At 63.7% G+C, this 18,180-nt stretch carries 20 protein-coding genes; 11 read left to right on the top strand and 9 right to left on the bottom strand.

The window, feature by feature from the left end:
- The first annotated feature begins 32 nt into the window (after positions 1-32).
- Positions 33-815: an AraC family transcriptional regulator gene (locus WM94_RS28125; RefSeq protein WP_061552674.1), complete on the top strand. Its 783-nt coding sequence runs from the start codon at positions 33-35 to the stop codon at positions 813-815.
- Here the strand turns inward: WM94_RS28125 and WM94_RS28120 are convergent.
- On the bottom strand, positions 803-1,690 hold the full coding sequence (locus WM94_RS28120) for a LysR family transcriptional regulator (RefSeq protein ID WP_061552673.1): 888 nt from the start codon (positions 1,688-1,690) through the stop codon (positions 803-805). The two genes, WM94_RS28125 and WM94_RS28120, sit on opposite strands and share 13 nt — an antisense overlap.
- A 140-nt stretch (positions 1,691-1,830) precedes the next feature.
- Here WM94_RS28120 and moaB point away from each other — a divergent pair, with 140 nt between their 5' ends.
- A complete protein-coding gene (gene moaB / locus WM94_RS28115; RefSeq protein WP_003259533.1) occupies positions 1,831-2,370 on the top strand; it encodes a molybdenum cofactor biosynthesis protein B in 540 nt (179 codons plus the stop codon).
- A 130-nt stretch (positions 2,371-2,500) separates the two neighbouring features.
- On the opposite strand, the gene WM94_RS28110 is transcribed toward moaB, so the two are convergent.
- Positions 2,501-3,400: a bestrophin family protein gene (locus WM94_RS28110; RefSeq protein WP_061552672.1), complete on the bottom strand. Its 900-nt coding sequence runs from the start codon at positions 3,398-3,400 to the stop codon at positions 2,501-2,503.
- A 20-nt stretch (positions 3,401-3,420) separates the two neighbouring features.
- Positions 3,421-4,425 (bottom strand): GTP 3',8-cyclase MoaA, encoded by a 1,005-nt coding sequence (gene moaA, locus WM94_RS28105; RefSeq protein ID WP_039613983.1) that lies wholly within the window; start codon positions 4,423-4,425, stop codon positions 3,421-3,423.
- 348 nt (positions 4,426-4,773) lie between these two features.
- Between moaA and WM94_RS28100 the strand changes: the two genes are divergently transcribed.
- A complete protein-coding gene (locus WM94_RS28100) occupies positions 4,774-7,104 on the top strand; it encodes an FdhF/YdeP family oxidoreductase (protein WP_061552671.1) in 2,331 nt (776 codons plus the stop codon).
- 117 nt (positions 7,105-7,221) lie between these two features.
- Here the strand turns inward: WM94_RS28100 and WM94_RS28095 are convergent, their stop codons facing one another.
- Entirely contained in the window at positions 7,222-7,683 is a 462-nt protein-coding gene (locus WM94_RS28095; protein ID WP_039613985.1) for an Lrp/AsnC family transcriptional regulator, read from the bottom strand.
- Between the two features lie 92 nt (positions 7,684-7,775).
- Here WM94_RS28095 and WM94_RS28090 point away from each other — a divergent pair, with 92 nt between their 5' ends.
- The gene (locus WM94_RS28090) at positions 7,776-8,957 is read left to right on the top strand and encodes a PLP-dependent aspartate aminotransferase family protein (protein ID WP_039613986.1); all 1,182 of its coding nucleotides are present in this window, start codon (positions 7,776-7,778) and stop codon (positions 8,955-8,957) included.
- 123 nt (positions 8,958-9,080) lie between these two features.
- Here WM94_RS28090 and WM94_RS28085 read toward each other — a convergent pair whose 3' ends face one another.
- Positions 9,081-9,317, bottom strand: a complete 237-nt coding sequence (locus WM94_RS28085) for a YdcH family protein (RefSeq protein WP_003259536.1) — start codon at positions 9,315-9,317, stop codon at positions 9,081-9,083.
- 116 nt (positions 9,318-9,433) lie between these two features.
- On the opposite strand from WM94_RS28085, the gene WM94_RS28080 reads away from it, so the two are divergent.
- From WM94_RS28080 to WM94_RS28060, 5 genes are all read left to right on the top strand, one after another.
- Positions 9,434-9,799 (top strand): 5-carboxymethyl-2-hydroxymuconate Delta-isomerase, encoded by a 366-nt coding sequence (locus WM94_RS28080; RefSeq protein WP_039613987.1) that lies wholly within the window; start codon positions 9,434-9,436, stop codon positions 9,797-9,799.
- A 165-nt stretch (positions 9,800-9,964) separates the two neighbouring features.
- Positions 9,965-11,602: a phosphoethanolamine transferase gene (locus WM94_RS28075; protein ID WP_061552670.1), complete on the top strand. Its 1,638-nt coding sequence runs from the start codon at positions 9,965-9,967 to the stop codon at positions 11,600-11,602.
- Between the two features lie 98 nt (positions 11,603-11,700).
- Positions 11,701-12,834: a ribonuclease D gene (gene rnd, locus WM94_RS28070; protein WP_061552669.1), complete on the top strand. Its 1,134-nt coding sequence runs from the start codon at positions 11,701-11,703 to the stop codon at positions 12,832-12,834.
- Positions 12,831-13,124 carry a YcgL domain-containing protein gene (locus WM94_RS28065; protein ID WP_015271354.1) on the top strand — a complete coding sequence of 98 codons (294 nt, stop codon included), beginning with the start codon at positions 12,831-12,833 and terminating at the stop codon, positions 13,122-13,124. The genes rnd and WM94_RS28065 overlap by 4 nt, the downstream gene beginning before the upstream one ends.
- 2 nt (positions 13,125-13,126) lie before the next feature.
- On the top strand, positions 13,127-14,059 hold the full coding sequence (locus WM94_RS28060; RefSeq protein ID WP_061552668.1) for a D-2-hydroxyacid dehydrogenase: 933 nt from the start codon (positions 13,127-13,129) through the stop codon (positions 14,057-14,059).
- 116 nt (positions 14,060-14,175) lie between these two features.
- Here WM94_RS28060 and WM94_RS28055 read toward each other — a convergent pair whose 3' ends face one another.
- Entirely contained in the window at positions 14,176-14,769 is a 594-nt protein-coding gene (locus tag WM94_RS28055; RefSeq protein WP_015271352.1) for a nitroreductase family protein, read from the bottom strand.
- Between the two features lie 144 nt (positions 14,770-14,913).
- On the opposite strand from WM94_RS28055, the gene WM94_RS28050 reads away from it, so the two are divergent.
- Both WM94_RS28050 and WM94_RS28045 read left to right on the top strand, forming a co-directional pair.
- Positions 14,914-15,363 (top strand): YcgN family cysteine cluster protein, encoded by a 450-nt coding sequence (locus WM94_RS28050; RefSeq protein ID WP_015271351.1) that lies wholly within the window; start codon positions 14,914-14,916, stop codon positions 15,361-15,363.
- A gap of 41 nt (positions 15,364-15,404) precedes the next feature.
- Positions 15,405-16,613 carry a hypothetical protein gene (locus tag WM94_RS28045; protein ID WP_061552667.1) on the top strand — a complete coding sequence of 403 codons (1,209 nt, stop codon included), beginning with the start codon at positions 15,405-15,407 and terminating at the stop codon, positions 16,611-16,613.
- Between the two features lie 130 nt (positions 16,614-16,743).
- Here the strand turns inward: WM94_RS28045 and WM94_RS28040 are convergent, their stop codons facing one another.
- The 3 genes from WM94_RS28040 to WM94_RS28030 form a co-directional block, all read right to left on the bottom strand.
- A complete protein-coding gene (locus WM94_RS28040; RefSeq protein ID WP_061552666.1) occupies positions 16,744-17,082 on the bottom strand; it encodes a DUF2892 domain-containing protein in 339 nt (112 codons plus the stop codon).
- Between the two features lie 62 nt (positions 17,083-17,144).
- Entirely contained in the window at positions 17,145-17,615 is a 471-nt protein-coding gene (locus tag WM94_RS28035) for an RNA methyltransferase (RefSeq protein ID WP_015271348.1), read from the bottom strand.
- 72 nt (positions 17,616-17,687) lie between these two features.
- Positions 17,688-18,059 (bottom strand): YajD family HNH nuclease, encoded by a 372-nt coding sequence (locus WM94_RS28030; RefSeq protein ID WP_003259546.1) that lies wholly within the window; start codon positions 18,057-18,059, stop codon positions 17,688-17,690.
- Between the last annotated feature and the right edge of the window lie 121 nt (positions 18,060-18,180).

The raw sequence follows: 18,180 nt of genomic DNA, 5'->3' as shown, positions 1-18,180 counted from the left end.
GAAGGCCGGCACAGCAAACCGAGAGAGAGCAGATGACCGACACTCCCCTGGCAACCCTGTACCAGTCCCTCGACCAGCACCGCCCCGCCAACCTCCAGGCCCTGCTCGCCGGTGTGTCCCTACTGCTGCCGATCCTCGACGCCATCCCCAACGCCGCGATCTTCATCAAGGACCCGGCCGCCCGCTATGTGCTGGCCAACAACACCCTGGTCCAGCGCTGTGGCCTCAAGCGCCTGCAACCGCTGCTGGGCAAGACCAGCGCCGAAGTGTTCCCGGCACAGCTGGGCCCCGGCTACACCGAGCAGGACCGTCGCGTTCTCAAGGAGGGTTTGGTGCTGGAAGACCAGCTGGAGCTGCATCTTTACGGCAGCCGCGAGCCTGGCTGGTGCTTGACCCACAAGCGCCCGCTGTACAACCGTGCCGGCGATATCATTGGCCTGGTCGGCATCTCGGTCGACTTGCAGTCAGCCGCCGACAGCCATCCTGCCTACCAGCGCCTGGCGGCGGTGGACGAGCATATCCGGCGGCATTTCCACCAGCCTATCAGCATGGGCGAGCTGACCCGTATCGCTGGCATTTCCGTGGCCCAGCTGGAGCGCTACTGCAAGCGGGTGTTCCACCTCACGCCACGGCAGATGATCCACAAGGCACGCCTGGAGCACGCCCACCGTTTGCTGCATTCGGAACTGCCGATCACTGAAGTGGCGATGTGCTGCGGCTATACCGACCACAGTGCCTTCAGCCGCCAGTTCAAGCAACTGACCGGCTTCACTCCGCGCCAGTACCGCCAGGCAACCAGCGCTCAGTTGGCCTGAAACAGCGCCCGCGCCTCATCGAAGCACTGCTCGGCAATTGCCGAACGCGGTTCGCTGCGGCGCAGCAGCAGGCCGACCGGGCTGTGGATGGCGGCGTCGGCCACCGGCAGGATGCGCAGGTGCTCGCTCAGGTCTTCCAGCCCGCAGTCCAGTGGCATGACCGCACAGCACATGCCGGTGTTGATGGCCTGGATCAGCTGGAAGCTCGAGTCGCTTTCCAGTACCGCATTCGGCTCCAGGCCACGGCTGCGAAAACTCAGGTCCAGCGACTGGCGGTAGTGCATGCCCTTGCTCAGCAGGCCCAGCGGAATGTCGCCCAGCTCGTCCCAGCGCAGGGTGTCGCTGGCGAACTGGAAGTGCCGGGTATCGTGCAGCAGGCCCATGGTGGTGGTGCCAAGTTCGATCACTTCAAAGAAGCTGGTGTTGACCTGGTCCAGGTAGCAGATGCCCAGGTCGAGCTGGTTGCGGCTGAGCCCGTCGATCACCTGTTCCGAGCTTAGCGAGCTGATCTGGAAGTGCAGTTCGGGGTATTTTTCACGCAGCGGCAGCAGCAGGTGCATGGGGTTGAAGCTGGCCAGCGGCACCGTGCCCAGGCGCAGGCTGCCGACCACCTGGCCGCGGCAACTGGCGGCTTCGGCCTGCAAGCCATCGTGCGCGGCGAGCAGGGTACGGGCCCAGGCCAGGATTCGCTCGCCCGCTTCGGTGAAACCTTCGAAGCGCTGGCCGCGCTTGACCAGTATCAGGTCCAGCTCGTCCTCCAGGTTGCGCAGGCGCATGGACAGCGTCGGCTGGGTGATATGGCACAGCGCCGCCGCCTGGCCGAAGTGGCGGGTCTGGTCGAGGGCGATGAGGAATTTGAGCTGCTTGATGTCCATGGAGGTGCCTGGTATCGGGTTATGCAGACCTTAACCCACGTCTGCGATAGATGTCATTGATGAGTCGGTACGCCATATCGATTGGACGCCCCCGGGCCATGCCTCTAGCGTGGCGGCAATGCCACTCGAGGAGCCCCACCGTGCGCGTCCAACCCGATGCGGTCTTCGTACCGCTCAACATCGCCGTGCTGACAGTCAGCGATACCCGTACCTACGACAACGATACTTCCGGTGAGCTGCTGGCCAGCCGCTCGGTGGAGATCGGCCACCGCCTGGTGGCGCGGGCGTTGCTCAAGGACGACCTTTACAAGATCCGCGCCCAGGTCGCCACCTGGATTGCCGACGAACAGGTGCAGGTGGTGCTGATCACCGGCGGTACCGGTTTTACCGGGCGTGACAGCACGCCGGAAGCGGTCGAGTGCTTGCTGGACAAGCGCATCGATGGCTTTGGCGAACTGTTCCGGGCCCTGTCGATTCTCGATATCGGCACCTCGACCGTGCAGAGCCGGGCGCTGGCCGGGCTGTCCAACCGCACGTTGGTGTGCTGCCTGCCGGGCTCCACCGGGGCCTGCCGTACGGCGTGGGAGGGCATCCTGGCGGAGCAGCTGGATGCGCGGCACCGGCCGTGCAACTTCGTCAAGCACCTGAAACCGATCGAGGCCTGTGCAAGCCGGGGCTGAGTTTTCTCCTGTACCGGCCTCTTCGCGGGTAAACCCGCTCCCACAGGTATCGCGCAGGGTTCGAAACCTGTGGGGGCCCTGTAGGAGCGGGTTTACCCGCGAAAGGGCCGGCACAGGCCACTGCATTCAGTCAGCTCAATACATGGTCCACCGGCAACAACACCGGCGGTAGCTGTTGTTCCCCCAACCCCGCCAGCACATCGCGCTCCACGGTCCGCACCATGGCATCGGTCGGCAGGTCGTTCTCATCGCGCCCGAACGGGTCTTCCAGTTCGTTGCCTATCGCATCCAGCCCGAAGAACGTGTACCCCACGATGGTGGTGAACAGCGGCGCCAGCCATCCCAGCGGCTCGGCCAGGGCAAACGGCAGCAGCAGGCAGAAGATGTAGATGGTGCGGTGCAGCAACAGCGTGTAGGGGAACGGCAACGGCGTGCCCTTGATCCGCTCGCAGGTAGCCTGCACTTCGGTCAGCCCCACCAGCCGCTGTTCCAGTAGGCTGTAGCGCCAGTCACTGATCTGCTGCTGTGTTGCCAGCCGCGAGCAGTGCCCGCTGATTTCGCGCAGGATGGCGTCGCACACGTTGTGCGGGCTGATCGCATCGGGCCGGGCCAGCCAGGGCCGGGCGGCGGCCAGTTCGTCCTCGCTGCGCAGCCGTGCATTCAGCGCATGGGCAAAGCCGCACAGGCTGCGCAACAGTTCGGCACGCAGGGTTTCGTCGGTGATCACCAGGCTTTCGCGCACGAACGAACGGGTCTCGATGATCAGCTTGCCCCAGGCCTTGCGCCCCTCCCACCAGCGGTCATAGCAGGCGTTGTTGCGAAAACTCATGAAAATCGACAGCGACAGGCCCAGCAAGGTGAACGGGGTGGCGCTGACCGGGTAGAAAAACGCCGGGAAATGCCGCTCGACCAACACGATCAGCGCGGCCAGCAGGGTGATCGTCAGGCAACGCAGGGCGATGCGCTTGACGATCGAACCCTTGAGGGTGAACAGCACACGCAGCACATCGGGGGTGGGGTGAACGATCATGGAAATCCAGAGACGGCTGCCTAGCCGCCGGTCATGTTCATGAAACGCAGGATCTGCACGTCGCCACCGACTTCGAAATGATGGCGGTAGGGCTTGAGGTGCAAGGAGTCACGAATGGCCTTTTCCAGGCGTTCGGGGTTGCCGGGGTGGGCGCGCAGCACCTGCTTCAGGTCCACCGAGTGTTCATTGCCCAGGCACAGCAGCAGGCGGCCCTCGACGGTGAGGCGCACGCGGTTGCAGGTGGCGCAGAAGTTGTGGCTGTGTGGCGAAATGAAGCCGACCCGAGTGTTGGCGGCTTCGGCCAGGCGCCAGTAGCGGGCGGGGCCCTGGGACGACTCGGTCGATTCGACCAATGTGAACTGCTCGGCCAGCAGCGCACGTACTTCGTCACTGGAGCAGAACGACTCGCCGCGTTCATGTTCGCTGATCACGCCCAAGGGCATTTCTTCGATGAAGGTGATGTCCAGTTCGCGGTCGATGGCAAAGCGCACCAGGTCGACCAGTTCGTGGTCGTTGCGGCCTTTGAGGACTACGCAGTTGAGCTTGGTGCGCTTGAAACCGGCCTGGCGGGCGGCGTCGATGCCGGCGATCACCTGGTGCAAGTCGCCGGTGCGGGTCAGTTGCTTGAAGCGCTCGGCGTCCAGGCTGTCGAGGCTGATGTTCAGGCGCGTGACACCGGCGTCGAACAGCGGTTGGGCCAGGCGCCCGAGTTGCGAGCCGTTGCTGGTCAGGCACAACTCGCGCAGGCCGGGCAGGGCGGCGATGCGCCCGCACAGGTCGACGATGCCCTGGCGCACCAGCGGCTCGCCGCCGGTCAGGCGGATCTTGCGGGTACCAAGGGCGACGAAGCGCTCGGCCACCTGGAGCAGTTCCTCGAGGCTGAGGATTTGCTGGCGCGGCAGGAACTGCATATCTTCGGCCATGCAGTACACGCAACGGAAGTCGCAGCGGTCGGTGACCGACATCCGCAGGTAGTCGATTTTCCGGTTGAAGCCGTCGATCAGGGCCCGGCTGTTCTGTTCCACGTTCGCGCTCGAATGGATTGGGACTCGATCCAAGCTATAACTTGGGCGCAGGGCCGTCAAATTGCTTTGTCCGACCGATTGATCGATGGCCTCTATCATGGCTGCAGGCCACGTATTTCAAAGTGTTGACCGCGTCGCCCAATTCGCGGGTAAACCCGCTCCCACAGGTAAAGCGCAGGGCTCGAAACCTGTGGGGGCCCTGTGGGAGCGGGTTCACCCGCGAAGGCCGTGGCGCGGTTCCAGCCCATGATCGAAACCGCCTATCACCCCGTAAGATCTTTCGATTGGACGGCTCTACCCCACGCTCCATAGGCTGAAAAAAAGCATCGAAGCGTGAGGATTCATAGCATGAGCCAGGACCAACATATCAGGGACTACAAAGGCGCCGCCGCCGGCTGGGGGGCGCTCAAGAGCGTGACCAAGAGCTGGCTGGGCAGCGAAAATGCCTTCAAGAACCTGCGGGCCATGCTCAAGACCAACCAGAACGGCGGCTTCGACTGCCCCGGCTGCGCCTGGGGCGAGTCGCCGGAAAACGACATGGTCAAGTTCTGCGAGAACGGCGCCAAGGCAGTCAACTGGGAAGCCACTGGCCGCTCGGTGGACCCAGCGTTCTTCGCCAGGTACAGCGTCAGTGCGTTGGCCGAGCAGACCGACTACTGGCTGGAGTACCAGGGCCGCCTGACCCACCCGATGCGCTACGACGCAGCCACCGACCACTATGTCGAAACCAGCTGGGAAGAAGCCTTTGCGTTGGTTGCGCAACACTTGCGCGCACTCGAATCGCCCGACCAGGCCGAGTTCTACACCTCGGGCCGGGCCAGCAACGAGGCGGCGTTCCTCTACCAGCTGTTCGTCCGCGCCTACGGCACCAACAACTTCCCCGACTGCTCGAACATGTGCCATGAAGCCAGCGGCGTGGGCATGTCGGAAACCCTCGGCGTGGGCAAGGGCACCGTGGTGTTCCACGACCTGGAACTGGCCGATGCCATCTTCGTCATCGGCCAGAACCCCGGCACCAACCACCCGCGCATGCTCGAACCGCTGCGTGAAGCGGTGAAGCGTGGTGCCCAGGTGGTCTGCTTCAACCCGCTCAAGGAGCGCGGCCTGGAGCGCTTCCAGCACCCGCAGCACCCGTTCGAGATGCTCAGCAATGGCTCCGAACCAACCAATACGGCCTACTTCCGCCCGGCCTTGGGCGGTGACATGGCAGTGATGCGTGGCATTGCCAAGTACCTGCTGCAGTGGGAACGCGAAGCCCAGGCCAATGGCGAACCGGCGGTGTTCGACCATGCCTTCATCGCCGAGCACACCAGTGGCATCGACGCATACCTGGAAACCGTGGACGCCACGCCTTGGGCGCACATCGTCGAGCAATCGGGCCTGACCCAGGCCGAGATCGAACTGGCCGCGCGCATGTACCGCAAGGCCGAACGGGTGATCATGTGCTGGGCCATGGGCGTCACCCAGCATCGCCACTCGGTGCCGACCGTTCAGGAAATCGTCAACCTGCAGCTGCTGCGCGGCAACGTCGGCAAGCCCGGTGCCGGCCTGTCACCGGTGCGCGGCCACAGCAACGTGCAGGGCGACCGCACCATGGGCATCGACGAGAAGCCCGGGTCGGCGCTGCTCGATGCCATCGAAAAACGCTTCCGGTTCCGCGTGCCGCGTGCCCACGGGCACAACGCCGTGCTGGCGATCAAGGCCATGGAAGAGGGGCGGGCCAAGGTGTTCATCGGCCTGGGTGGCAACTTTGCCCAGGCCACGCCGGATACGCCGCGCACCCATGCGGCCATGCGCAATTGCGCGCTGACCGTGCAGATTTCCACCAAGCTCAACCGCTCGCACCTGGTCACCGGCCGCGATGCGTTGATCCTGCCGTGCCTGGGCCGTACCGAAATCGACATGCAGGCCAGCGGGCCGCAAGGCGTGACCGTGGAGGACACCTTCAGCATGGTGCACATCTCCCACGGCCAGCTGCGCCCGCGCTCGCCGCACCTGCGCTCGGAGCCGTGGATCATCGCCGGCATGGCCCAGGCGACCCTGGGCAAGCAGCCGATCGACTGGGAGTACGCTGTTGCCGACTACGGCCGCATCCGCAGCATGATTGCCGATGTGATCCCCGGCTTTGCCGCTTTCAACGAGCGCCTGCAGCACCCGGGCGGCTTCCACCTGGGCAACAATGCCGCCGACCGTACCTGGCGCACGGCCACAGGCAAGGCGCGCTTCAGCCCGCACCGGCTGCCGGAGCAACTGGTGAATGCCAAGGTGCTGGCGCGCGGTGACAAGCCCGACCTGATCCTGCAGACCCTGCGCTCGCACGACCAGTACAACACCACTCTGTATGGCCTGGATGACCGTTATCGTGGGGTGTTCGGTCTGCGTGAAGTGGTGTTCGTCAACGAGGTGGACATCCGCCGGATGGGCTTCGAGCCGGGCGAGCATGTGGACTTGGTGTCGCTGTGGGAGGATGGCGTGGAGCGGCGCGTGTCGGGCTTCCGCCTGGTGGCGTATGACGTACCCGAGGGGCAGGCGGCGGCGTACTACCCTGAGACCAACCCGCTGGTGCCGCTGGAAAGCTATGGCGAGGGGACCTATACCCCGACCTCGAAGTTCGTGGCGATCAAGGTCGAGAAGGCCAAGGCCGGCAACCGGATTGCGGCGGTGCTTGCCGCGGATTGATCGGTTGCCTGTGCTGGCCTCTTCGCGGGCTTGCCCGCTCCCACAGGGACCCCACAGTTTTCAGCACCTGTGGTACTCCTGTGGGAGCGGGCAAGCCCGCGAAGAATCCAGCACCGATCAGGAACGATGCACCGGGTAGGCCGTGGTGTACTTCATCTGCTCCATGGCAAAACTGGAAGTGATGTTCGACAGCCCATCAGTACTGGTGATCAGCTTTTTATAAAACCGGTCATACGCCGCAATATCCCCCACCACCACCCGCAGCATGTAATCCCAGTCCCCCGACATGCGGTAGAACTCCATCACTTCCTCGAACCCGGTCACGGTCGCGGCAAACTGCTCCAGCCAGGCGCTGTCGTGGCGCTGGGTCTTGAGCTGGACGAACACCGTCAGCCCCAGCCCCAGCCGTTCCGGGTCGAGCAAGGCGACACGGCCGACAATGTAGCCGTCTTCCTCCAGGCGTTTGACCCGCTTCCAGCACGGCGTGGTGGAGAGGTTGACGGCCTCGGCCAGGTCCTTGAGCGAGATCGAGGCGTCGCGCTGAAGCAGGGTGAGAATGTGCTGGTCGAAGCTGTCCATATCGCGCTTGGGCCGTGGAGAAAAATATTTCACAGATTACCCCAAGGCTAGAAGATTTGGGTTGTGCGATAGTGGCGACTTTCACTCTGCCAATGGGCCTGACCATGTCCGACAAGCCGCGCAATTTCGCCACCCGTACCATTCACGCCGGTGAGCAGTTCAGCGTCGCCGATAACGCTATTTTCCCGGCGATCGTCACCGCCAGCTCGTTCACCAAGCGCAGCCTTGACGACAAACCGGAATACTCCTACAGCCGCGTCGGCAACCCCACCCGGCATGCCTATGAAACCTGTGTCGCCGCCCTGGAAGAGGGCGTTGGCGCGGTCGCCTGCGCCTCGGGCGTGAACGCCACCGCCACCGTGCTGGAGCTGCTGCCCAAGGATGCCCACGTGGTGGTGATGAACGGCGTGTACGGCGGTACCTTCCGCATCATGGAAGACTACCGCAGCCGCACCTCGGGCCTGACCACCACCTACGTCGACCTCAACGACCTCGAGGCGGTGGCCGCCGCCATCAAGCCGGAAACCCAGCTGATCTGGATCGAATCGCCGACCAACCCGTTGCTGCACCTGGTCGACATCAAGGCGGTGTGCGACCTGGCCAAGGCACGGGGCATCCTCACTTGCATCGACAACACCTTCTGCTCGCCGTGGAACCAGCGCCCGATCTCCCTGGGCGTGGACCTGGTGATGCACTCGGCCAGCAAGTACATCGGCGGCCACTCCGACCTCACCGGTGGCGTGGTCGTAGCTGCCAATGATGCGCTGTTGGCGCGCCTGCGCCGCATCAGCATGGCGATTGGCGCAGTGCAGGGGCCGTTCGACTGCTACCTGGCCCTGCGCGGTCTGAAGACCCTGGATGTGCGCATGGAGCGCCAGTGTGCCAATGCCCTGCAGGTGGCGCGCTTCCTCGAAAGCCACGCGCAGATCGAGCAGGTGTATTACCCGGGGCTGGAGAGCCACCCGCAGCATGAGCTGTGCAAACGGCAGATGCGCAGTGGCGGGGCGGTGGTGGCGATGAAGGTCAAGGGCGACCGCGCCGCGCTCAACCGCCTGGTGGAGGCGCTGCAGATCTTCGTGCTGGCCGACTCGCTGGGCGGGGTGGAAAGCATGATCAACCACTCCTGGAGCATGTCGCACTGCTCGCTGAGCCCGGAGCAGAAGGGCGTGATGGGGATCAGCGAGAACCTGCTGCGGTTGTCGGTGGGGATCGAGGATTATCGCGACCTGGTCGACGACCTGGATGGGGCGTTGAAGGCTGCGGCTGCCATGTGAGGGCTGCTGGCCTCTTCGCGGGTAAACCCGCTCCCACAGGAACTCCGCTGCCTTCAGGTCTGGCGCTGTACCTGTGGGAGCGGGTTCACCCGCGAAGAGGCCGGTGGATTCAATGAATTCCTGTCAGGATTTGGGCGGATGAATGATCCGTTCGATCTTGTCCTTGATCAGCAAGCGCTCCTTGCGCAGGCGGTTGACGGTTTCGTCGTTGGTGCCGTTGCCTTCGGCAGCGACCACCTCTTTGTCTTTTGCGTTGTATTCCTTGTGCAGTGAGTGCAGCGTCTGGTCCTTGTCCATGAGCGCCTGGAATGCATCAGCGGTAACGTGCAGGTCAGCGAGCAGATCATGCGGAACTGGCATTTCTTCACCTCTGTCGGGGTTGGCGGATGGTTCTGACCTTTGAGGATAGTCGTCTTTGCGCAGGTAGGGGACTGGGGTAGGCTGTCGCATCTCCCCCGTGACCCGGAACCTGCGCCATGCCTCACCTGAACCTCGAATACAGCGACAACCTGCGTGAGCTGAATGTCGACGTCCTGCTGCTGCGCCTGAACCATGCCCTGGTCGGCAGTGGCCAGTTCGCCGACGAGGCCGATATCAAAAGCCGCGCCGAAGCCTTCAAGCATTATCGGGTGGGCACTGCGCCCGGCGAGCGTGCCTTTGCCCATGTGCGCCTGGCCATCCTCAGCGGGCGCTCGCCCGAGGTGAAGAAGCAACTGTCCGCCAGCCTGCTGGATGTGCTGCGTGAGGCCATCCCCAAGCAACCTGGGCTGGACATCCAGCTGTGCGTGGAAGTGCTGGACATCGACCGCGAGCCATACGCCAAGGAACGCCTGGCAGGCTGAACAAGCGCTGAATGAACTTCTTTTAATGTAAAAAAAGCGCCTGCTCACGAATTTGTTGGCGTCTTTTTCACAAAATATTGATGGCACGCTTTCTAGAGTTCAGCCAAGTTTCCCCGGTGCCGCGCAGGCTCTCGGGCTGATAATCACTCTTGATTGCGAACACTGATGCTCAACTTCAAATCCCTGCGGACTGAATGGGTCACGCTGCTGGCCAGCCTTTACCTGCTGATAGGCTTCAATGTCTTCCTCTGGCAGCATCTCGAACAGGTCGTGCCGCCCGGTTTGCCGGGGCTTTGGCTGAGCCTGGCGTTTGCCGTGCTGATGCTGTTCGCGTTCAACCTGATCCTCACGTTGTTCGCCTTCCGTTATGTATTGAAGCCAATACTTATCGTGTTGTTCATGAGTGGCGCGGGTGTGGCTTACTTCATGAACCAGTACGGCGTACTTATTGACGCGGGCATGTTCCGCAATATTGCGGAAACCAACGTGGCGGAAGTGCGTGACCTGCTTTCGTTGAAGTTTGCCTTGTATATCCTGGGCCTCGGTGTAGTGCCTTCGCTGCTGTTGTGGAAGGCGCCGATCGCCTATCGCGCCTGGCACCGTGAACTGCTCGGCAAGCTGGTGGTTGGCGGTGCCTGCGTGGTGGCCCTGGGCTCGGTGGCACTGGTCAACTACCAGGGCCTGTCGTCGCTGTTTCGCAACCACCACGAACTGCGCCTGATGCTCACCCCCAGCAATATCGTGGGTGCCTCCATCGGTTATGTCAGCGAGCGCGTCGGTACCGCATCACGGCCCTTCCAGCATTACGGCGAAGATGCCAAGCGTGACGCTGCCTGGCAAAAGCATGAACGCAAGTCGCTGACTGTGCTGGTGGTGGGTGAAAGTGCGCGGGCAGATCACTTCGGCGTGCTCGGCTACAACCGCGATACCACACCGAACCTTGCCAGGGAACAGGGCCTGCTGGCGTTCTCCGATGTTCACTCCTGCGGCACGGAAACCGCCGTTTCGGTGCCGTGCATGTTCTCTGGCATGAAGCGCAAGGACTACGATGCCCGCGTGGCGAAGAACCGCGAAGGGTTGCTGGACATCCTCCAGCGGACCGGTCTGGCGGTGCAGTGGCGTGACAATCAATCGGGTTGCAAGGGTACCTGCGATCGCGTGCAGTTCATCGACGTCAGCAAACTCAAGGACCCGCAGTTGTGCGCTGATGGTGAATGCCATGACCAGATCCTGCTGCAGGGCCTGGGTGAGCTGATCGACAACCTCGACAAGGACACCGTGCTGGTACTGCACCAGATGGGCAGCCACGGGCCTGAATACTTCAAGCGTTACCCCGGTGCCGACCAGCGTTTTGCCCCGGTATGCCAGAGCAACGCGCTGGACCAGTGCAGCGAGCAGCAAATCGTCAACGGCTACGACAACACACTGGCCTATACCGACAAGGTGCTGGCCTCGCTGATCGACATCCTGCGTAGCAAGCAGGACAAGGTCGACACGGCGATGATCTACCTGTCCGACCATGGCGAGTCGCTGGGTGAGTACAACCTGTTCCTGCACGGCACGCCTTACGCCATCGCCCCCGAGCAGCAGAAGCACGTGCCGTTGCTGACCTGGTTCTCCGACAGCTACAAGGAGGACTTCGGCGTCGACACCGATTGCCTGGCCAAGCTCAGCGATGCGCCGCTGTCGCAGGACAACCTGTTCCACTCGATGCTCGGCCTGTTGCAGGTGCGTACCGAGGTCTACCAGCAATCGCTGGACATGTTCGCCAGCTGCCGGCCCTGGCTGGCGGCCAAGCGCTGAGTCTGACTGCACCGTTTATCCATTCCAGGGATGGCGCAGGTTTCACCAGCAGTGCCCGCGCCGTATATACTGCGCGCCAATGTTAGTGGGAGAGCCTCGTGGCCATCGAAATACACTGGATCCGTGACGACCAGAGCCTGGCCGAACACTGCCGCGACTGGCATCAGCTGCCCTTTGTCGCCGTCGACACCGAATTCATGCGGGTCGACACCTTCTACCCGAAAGCCGGGCTTATCCAGATCGGCGATGGCCAGCGTGCCTTCCTGATCGACCCGTTGCTGATCGGCAACTGGCAACCCCTGGCCGAACTGCTGGATGACAGTGGCGTGGTCAAGGTGCTGCACGCCTGCAGCGAAGACCTCGAAGTGCTGCTGCGCCTGACCGGCAAGCTGCCACAGCCGCTGTTCGACACCCAATTGGCCGCCGGCTACCTGAACCTGGGCTTCTCCATGGGCTATTCGCGCCTGGTGCAGGAAGTTCTGGGGATCGACCTGCCCAAGGGCGAAACCCGCTCCGACTGGCTGCAGCGCCCGCTCTCGGAAACCCAGGTCAGCTATGCCGCCGAGGATGCCGTGCACTTGGCCGAGCTGTTCACCGTGTTGCGCCCGCGCCTGAGTGACGACAAGTACGCCTGGGTGCTGGAGGACGGTGCCGAGCTGGTAGCCGCATTGCGCCGCGAGGTCGAGCCCGAAAGTCTGTACCGCGACGTCAAGCTGGCCTGGAAGCTGGCCCCCCAGCAACTGGCAGTGCTGCGTGAGCTATGTGCCTGGCGCGAGCGTGAAGCGCGCAACCGCGACGTACCGCGCAATCGCATCCTCAAGGAGCACTCGCTGTGGCCCATGGCCAAGAGCCAGCCGAGCAACCTGTCGGCGCTGGCCAAGATCGACGAGATGCATCCGCGCACCATTCGTCAGGACGGTGAGTTCCTCATCCAGCTGATCAAGCGTGCCGCCAGCCTGCCAGCCGAGCAATGGCCACAGGCCTTGCCCGAGCCTTTGCCGATCGAGGCCGCAGGTATCCTCAAGCAGCTGCGTGCCATCGGCCAGGCCGAAGGTGAGCGCCTGGGCATTGCCCCGGAGCTGATGCTGCGCAAGAAAGCCCTGGAAGCGCTGCTCAAGAGCGGCTACCCCAATGGCCCCTATCAATTGCCCGATTCGCTGCGCGGCTGGCGCCGTGAGCGCATGGGCCAGGCCCTGCTGGACAGCCTGGCAGGCGCCGGAGAGACCCGATGAAACGCATTTGCTCTATCTACAAGAGCCCCCGCAAGAACGAAATGTACCTCTACGTGCTCAAGGCCGACGGCCTGGAGCGCGTGCCCGAAGGCCTGCTGCCGTTCTTCGGCACCCCCGTGCACGCCTTCGACCTGGTGCTGACCCCCGAGCGCAAGCTGGCCCGCGAGGATATCGCCAAGGTGCTGGAAAACCTCGACAACCAGGGTTACCACCTGCAGATGCCGCCGCCGGAAGACGACTACATCGAGCACCTGCCCGAAGAGTTGCTGCGCCGTAACGACCCTGCCTGATCATGCGAGTACTGATTGCTGAGCATGATCATGCTCGATACGCCGAGATCTTGCGCGCAGCCGCGCCAGAGCTGGAAGTCCTGACCAGCGGCGACTCCGCCGAACTGGCACGCCAGGCGCCACAGTGCCCGGTGTGGCTGGGCCAGCCGGACCTGCTGGCAAGCCTGCTGCGCCAGGGCCACAAGCCGGGCTGGATGCAGTCCACCTGGGCTGGTATCACCCCGCTGCTGGCCGAGGGCCTGCCGCGCGACTATCGCCTGACCCGCGCCGTGGGCATCTTTGGCCAGGTGATGGCCGAGTACATGCTCACCTACATGCTCGGCCATGAGCGCGAGGTGCTGTCGCGGCTGGTCAGCCAGGTCGAGCGGCGTTGGGACGACCGCCCGGGGCGTACCCTGGAAGGGCGCAAGGTGCTGATCGTCGGCACTGGCGACATTGGCCAGCGGGTGGCCGAGTTCCTGCAGGCGTTTGGCGTGGTGCTGTATGGCGTTGCCAGCAGCGCCCGCGAGCAGGCGCCGTTCGTCGAGGTAGCGGCGCTGGTCGACCTGCCGCGCATGGTGGGTCAGGTTGACTACGTACTCAACCTGCTGCCGGATACCCCGGCAACCCACGACCTGTATGACGCGGCACTGTTCAAGTGCTTCCAGCCCACGGCGCTGTTCATCAATGCAGGGCGCGGCGCTGCGGTGGTCGACGCTGACCTGGTCGAGGCACTGAAGGAAGGGCACCTGGCGGGGGCGGTGATCGATGTCTGCCGGCAGGAGCCGTTGCCCAGGCAACACCCGTTCTGGACGGCGTGGGGCTTGCTGCTGACCGGGCACAGCTCGGCACCCACCTCGCCGGCGGCGATGGTGCGGTTGTTTGTCGAGAATGTGCGGGCGTTCACGGCAGGGCAGGGGTTGCGAGGAGAAGTGGACTTCGCCCGGGGCTATTGATTTTGTAGTGCCTGTACCGGCCTCTTCGCAGCACAAGGCTGCTCCTACAGGTTTTTTTCACTGTGCTGTAGGAGCAGCCTTGTGCTGCGAAAGGGCCGGTACAGCCAATGCAAGGCTTACAGGCTGAAATCACCCTCGGCAGCCAGCTCGCTCAGTGGCTTGCGCGGGCTCGGGACTTCACGCGCCTGCAGCGCTTCGTTCAGGCTGGCCTTGTCGCCCAGCTTGCCGATCGCCACCATGGCATGCAGCACGTAGCCTTCAGGAACCTTAAGCTCCTGCCGCGCCAGTTCCTGGTCGAAACCGGCCATGCCATGGGTATGCCAGCCGCTGATGCTGGCTTGCAGGGCCAGGTGCCCCCAGGCGGAGCCGGTGTCGAAGGTGTGCCACAGCGCCGGTCTTTCTTCCGTGGCGCCCGGGGCGGCGTAGGTGGTCTTGGAAATCACCAGCACCAGCGCCGATGCCTGTTGCGCCCAGCTGCGGTTGGCCGGCACCAGCAGGTTCAGGTAACGCTCCCAGTTCGGCGTGTCACGGCGGGCATAGAGGAAGCGCCAAGGTTGCGAGTTGTTCGCCGACGGCGCCCAGCGTGCAGCTTCGAGGAAGCTCAGCAAGGTTTCTTCGCTGATCGGCTCGGCGGTGAAGGCACGTGGCGACCAGCGGTTGATGAACTGCTCGTTGATGGCGTAATCGGCAATGCGGGGGTTGGCGCTCATGGCGGCTCCTGCAAAAGGGCGGTAAACGCGCACGCTACTGCGTCGCGTCGCGACTGACAAGCGGTCTGGCTTTGCCGAAGGCCAGGATCTAGACTGGCGCCGCCGCGCGCCGTGGCCCCAAGATGAATGCAGGAAACCCGTGTGATGATCGCTGAAAACGCGCCGTTCTGGCAGCGCAAGACCCTCGAGCAACTCAGCCCGCAAGAGTGGGAGTCGCTGTGTGATGGTTGCGGCCTGTGCTGCCTGCAAAAGCTCGAGGACGAGGACGACAACAGCGTCTATTACACGCGTATCGCCTGCAAACTGCTGGATCTTCACACCTGTCAGTGCAGCGATTACCCCAACCGCTTCGCCCAGGTACCTGACTGCATCCAGCTCACCCCGGGCAAGGCCGACCAGTTCAAGTGGCTGCCGAGTACCTGCGGCTACCGCCTGGTCAGTGAGGGCAAGGACCTGCCGGCCTGGCACCACCTGGTCTGCGGTGATCGCCAGCAGGTCCATGAACAGCGCATTTCCCAGTCGGGGCGCATGCTCAGTGAACACGATGTGCACGAAGACGACTGGGAAGACCACCTGATCTTCCGCGCCAGCTGACCGGCGCGGCCCGCTGCCACGGGGAAACAAGGAGTTTCTGTATGCGTTGCCAGCTGTTGTTGCTGTTGGGCCTGATGGCCAGTTCGCCGGCCTGGGCGAAAAAGGTCGACCTCGACTATCAGGTGCGCCTGTTGCCAGCCAGTGGCCAGGCGGAGGTCCGCCTAACCTTGGCCGAAGGCAGTGCCGTGCGCAGTCTGGATTTCGACCTGGGCAAGGCCGGGGCCTACAGCGGCTTCCAGGCTGATGGCCAATGGCAACTGCAGGGCCAGCGCGGCGTGTGGCAACCGGCGGCCGGCAAGACCAGCCTCAGTTACCGCGTGCAGCTGGACCAGAAACGCGGCAGCGGCGCCTATTCGTCGCGCATCACCCCGCATTGGGCGCTGTTCCTGGGCGACCAACTGGTGCCGCCTGCGCGCCTCGACCAGCAGGATGGCACCGAACTGGTGGCGCGGCTGGCGTTCGACCTGCCGGAGGGCTGGAAGAGCATTGAGACCTCCTGGCCGCGCATCGGCAAGGACAAGTTCCGCATCGACAACGTTTCGCGCCTGTTCGACCGCCCCACAGGCTGGATGCTCGCCGGCGACCTGGGCAGCCGCCGCGCCCGCCTGGGCGAAACCGAGGTCACAGTGGCCGCACCGGTGGGGCAAGGTATGCGGCGCATGGACAACCTGACCATGCTGACCTTTGTCTGGCCGCAATTGCAGGCGGTTTTCCCGCGCAACCCGCCGAAGCTGCTGTTGGTCGGCGCTCGCGACGGCATGTGGCGTGGGGCGACCGCCGCGCAGGGCTCGTTGTACCTGCACAGTGCCCGGCCGATGGTCAGCGAGAATGGCAGCAGCCCGTTGCTGCGCGAAGTGGTGCAACTGTTTGCGCAGATCCATGGGCGTGATGGCAGTGACTGGCTGGTGGAAAGCCTGAACGACTACTATGCCAGCGAGTTGCTGCGCCGCTCGGGCGGGGTGAGTGACGACCGTTACGAGGCTTGGCAGGCGCGCCTGAGTAAGCAGGGCGCCAAGGTCACCCGGCTCAAGGGCGAGCATGCCACCCCGGCGCAGGTGGCGCGCGGGGTGATGCTGTTGCAAGCGCTGGACAAGGAAATCCGCATCCACACTCAGGCCAAACGCTCGCTGGACGATGTGGCACGCGGGTTGATGCGCCTGCCCAGCGTCAGCACCGAAGACTTCGTGCAGATCAGCGAGAACGTGCTGGGGCGGCGCTCAGAGGTGTTGCAGAGCAAGGCGTTGCGCTAGCCATTTCTGTACCTGTGCCGGCCTCTTCGCGGGTAAACCCGCTCCCACAGGTACGGCGAAGAGGCCGAAGCCTTGGTGATCCTGTGGGAGCGGGTTTACCCGCGAAAGGGCCGGCACAGGCAGTGCAAAATCAACTGGCCAACGGATCCTTCCCGGTTACCGTCACCCCGCGCGTCGCCGCCTCGGCACTGGCCTTCAACGCCTCCAGTTCCGCAGCACTGCGCTCGATGTCCGAACGCAAGCGGTGATACTCCTGCCGGTGCCGCTGCCACCAGGCCTTGGTCGCACAATGCCCGCTGAAGCCCCGAGCCAGTGCCAAGCCGCCAACTGCGATCTGCAACAACCCGACCAGGCCGCCGTGGCGCAGCCCCTTGCTGACCATCAACGCGCCGCCAGCCAGCGAACTGGCGCGCTCCAGGCCATGAACGTTCTTCTCTTGCGATGTCGCTGCCGAATGGATATCAAGCATGGCAAGGTCTCCGTCTGAAGTGTATGCAGGTGACCTGTCGGCCGCCGCCATCGTTCAGTCGGCTATTTGAACCTGGGCCCCGAACGGGTATTCAGCCCCTTGGCCATGCGGTCATACAGCACCACATTCACCGTCGCTGCCAGGTTCATGCAGCCCTCGGTCGGAATGTAGATGGTCTCTTCGCACCACGCCCGCACATCGGCACTGAGGCTGCCGTCTTCCGGCCCGAAGATGTAGATGGCCCGGTCCGGGTGGGTGTATTCCGGCAATGGCCGCGCGCCTTCCACCAATTCCACAGCCACCGGCGTGCACCCCAGCGGGATGATGCGCTGCAGGTCGTCGATGCCGATCAGCGGGATGTCGTAGTGCACGCGCTTGGTGTCGGTGACGAAGTCACGGGCACGCTCGTAGCGTTTGCCGGTGTAGAACACCGAATTGACGCCGTAGCAACCCGCGGCGCGCATCACCGAGCCGACGTTTTCTGCCGACTTGGGGTTGAACAGGCCGATGCAGCTGTATCGTTTGTTTGCCACGTACCGGGGCCCTTCGCGAAAAAAAGCGCGATTATACGGGCTGCCCGGTAGCAGCGGGGGGCGAATCGATGGTCAGTCTTTCTTCAGCATGCCCGCCAGCCCGGCGAACGGGTTGTGGGTGGCCTTGGCGATGCTCGGGGTGCTGGTGGAGCCTTCGCTGAAGTACTGCTGGTCGGTGTAGCGCGAGTGCTCGTTGTCGTGACAGTACAGGCACAGCAGCTCCCAGTTGGAGCCGTCCTGCGGGTTGTTGTCGTGGTTGTGGTCGCGGTGGTGCACGGTCAGCTCGCTCAGGCGCTTGCCGGAGAACTCGCGGGCGCAGCGGCCGCAGACGTGCGGGTACATTTTCAGGGCCTTGTCGCGGTAACCCATTTCCTTGTCGCGCTTGGCATCGGCCAGGATGCGGTCCAGGCGCGCGGTGGCGGCGGCGGAAGAGGTGGAGCTCATGGTGTTTCCTTTGTTCTGATCAGGCAAATGACGGTTATGCGCTGAGTCTAGCGCGCTTGCGTGGCAGGCGGACAGGCGAAAGCTTTGATTTAGGCGTAGCCTGTAGGAAGGTTCCCGACAG

This window comes from Pseudomonas sp. ABFPK, from assembly GCF_001586765.1.
In the GTDB taxonomy this organism is placed as follows: domain Bacteria; phylum Pseudomonadota; class Gammaproteobacteria; order Pseudomonadales; family Pseudomonadaceae; genus Aquipseudomonas; species Aquipseudomonas asiatica.
This window is presented reverse-complemented; position numbering and strand designations above follow the sequence as displayed.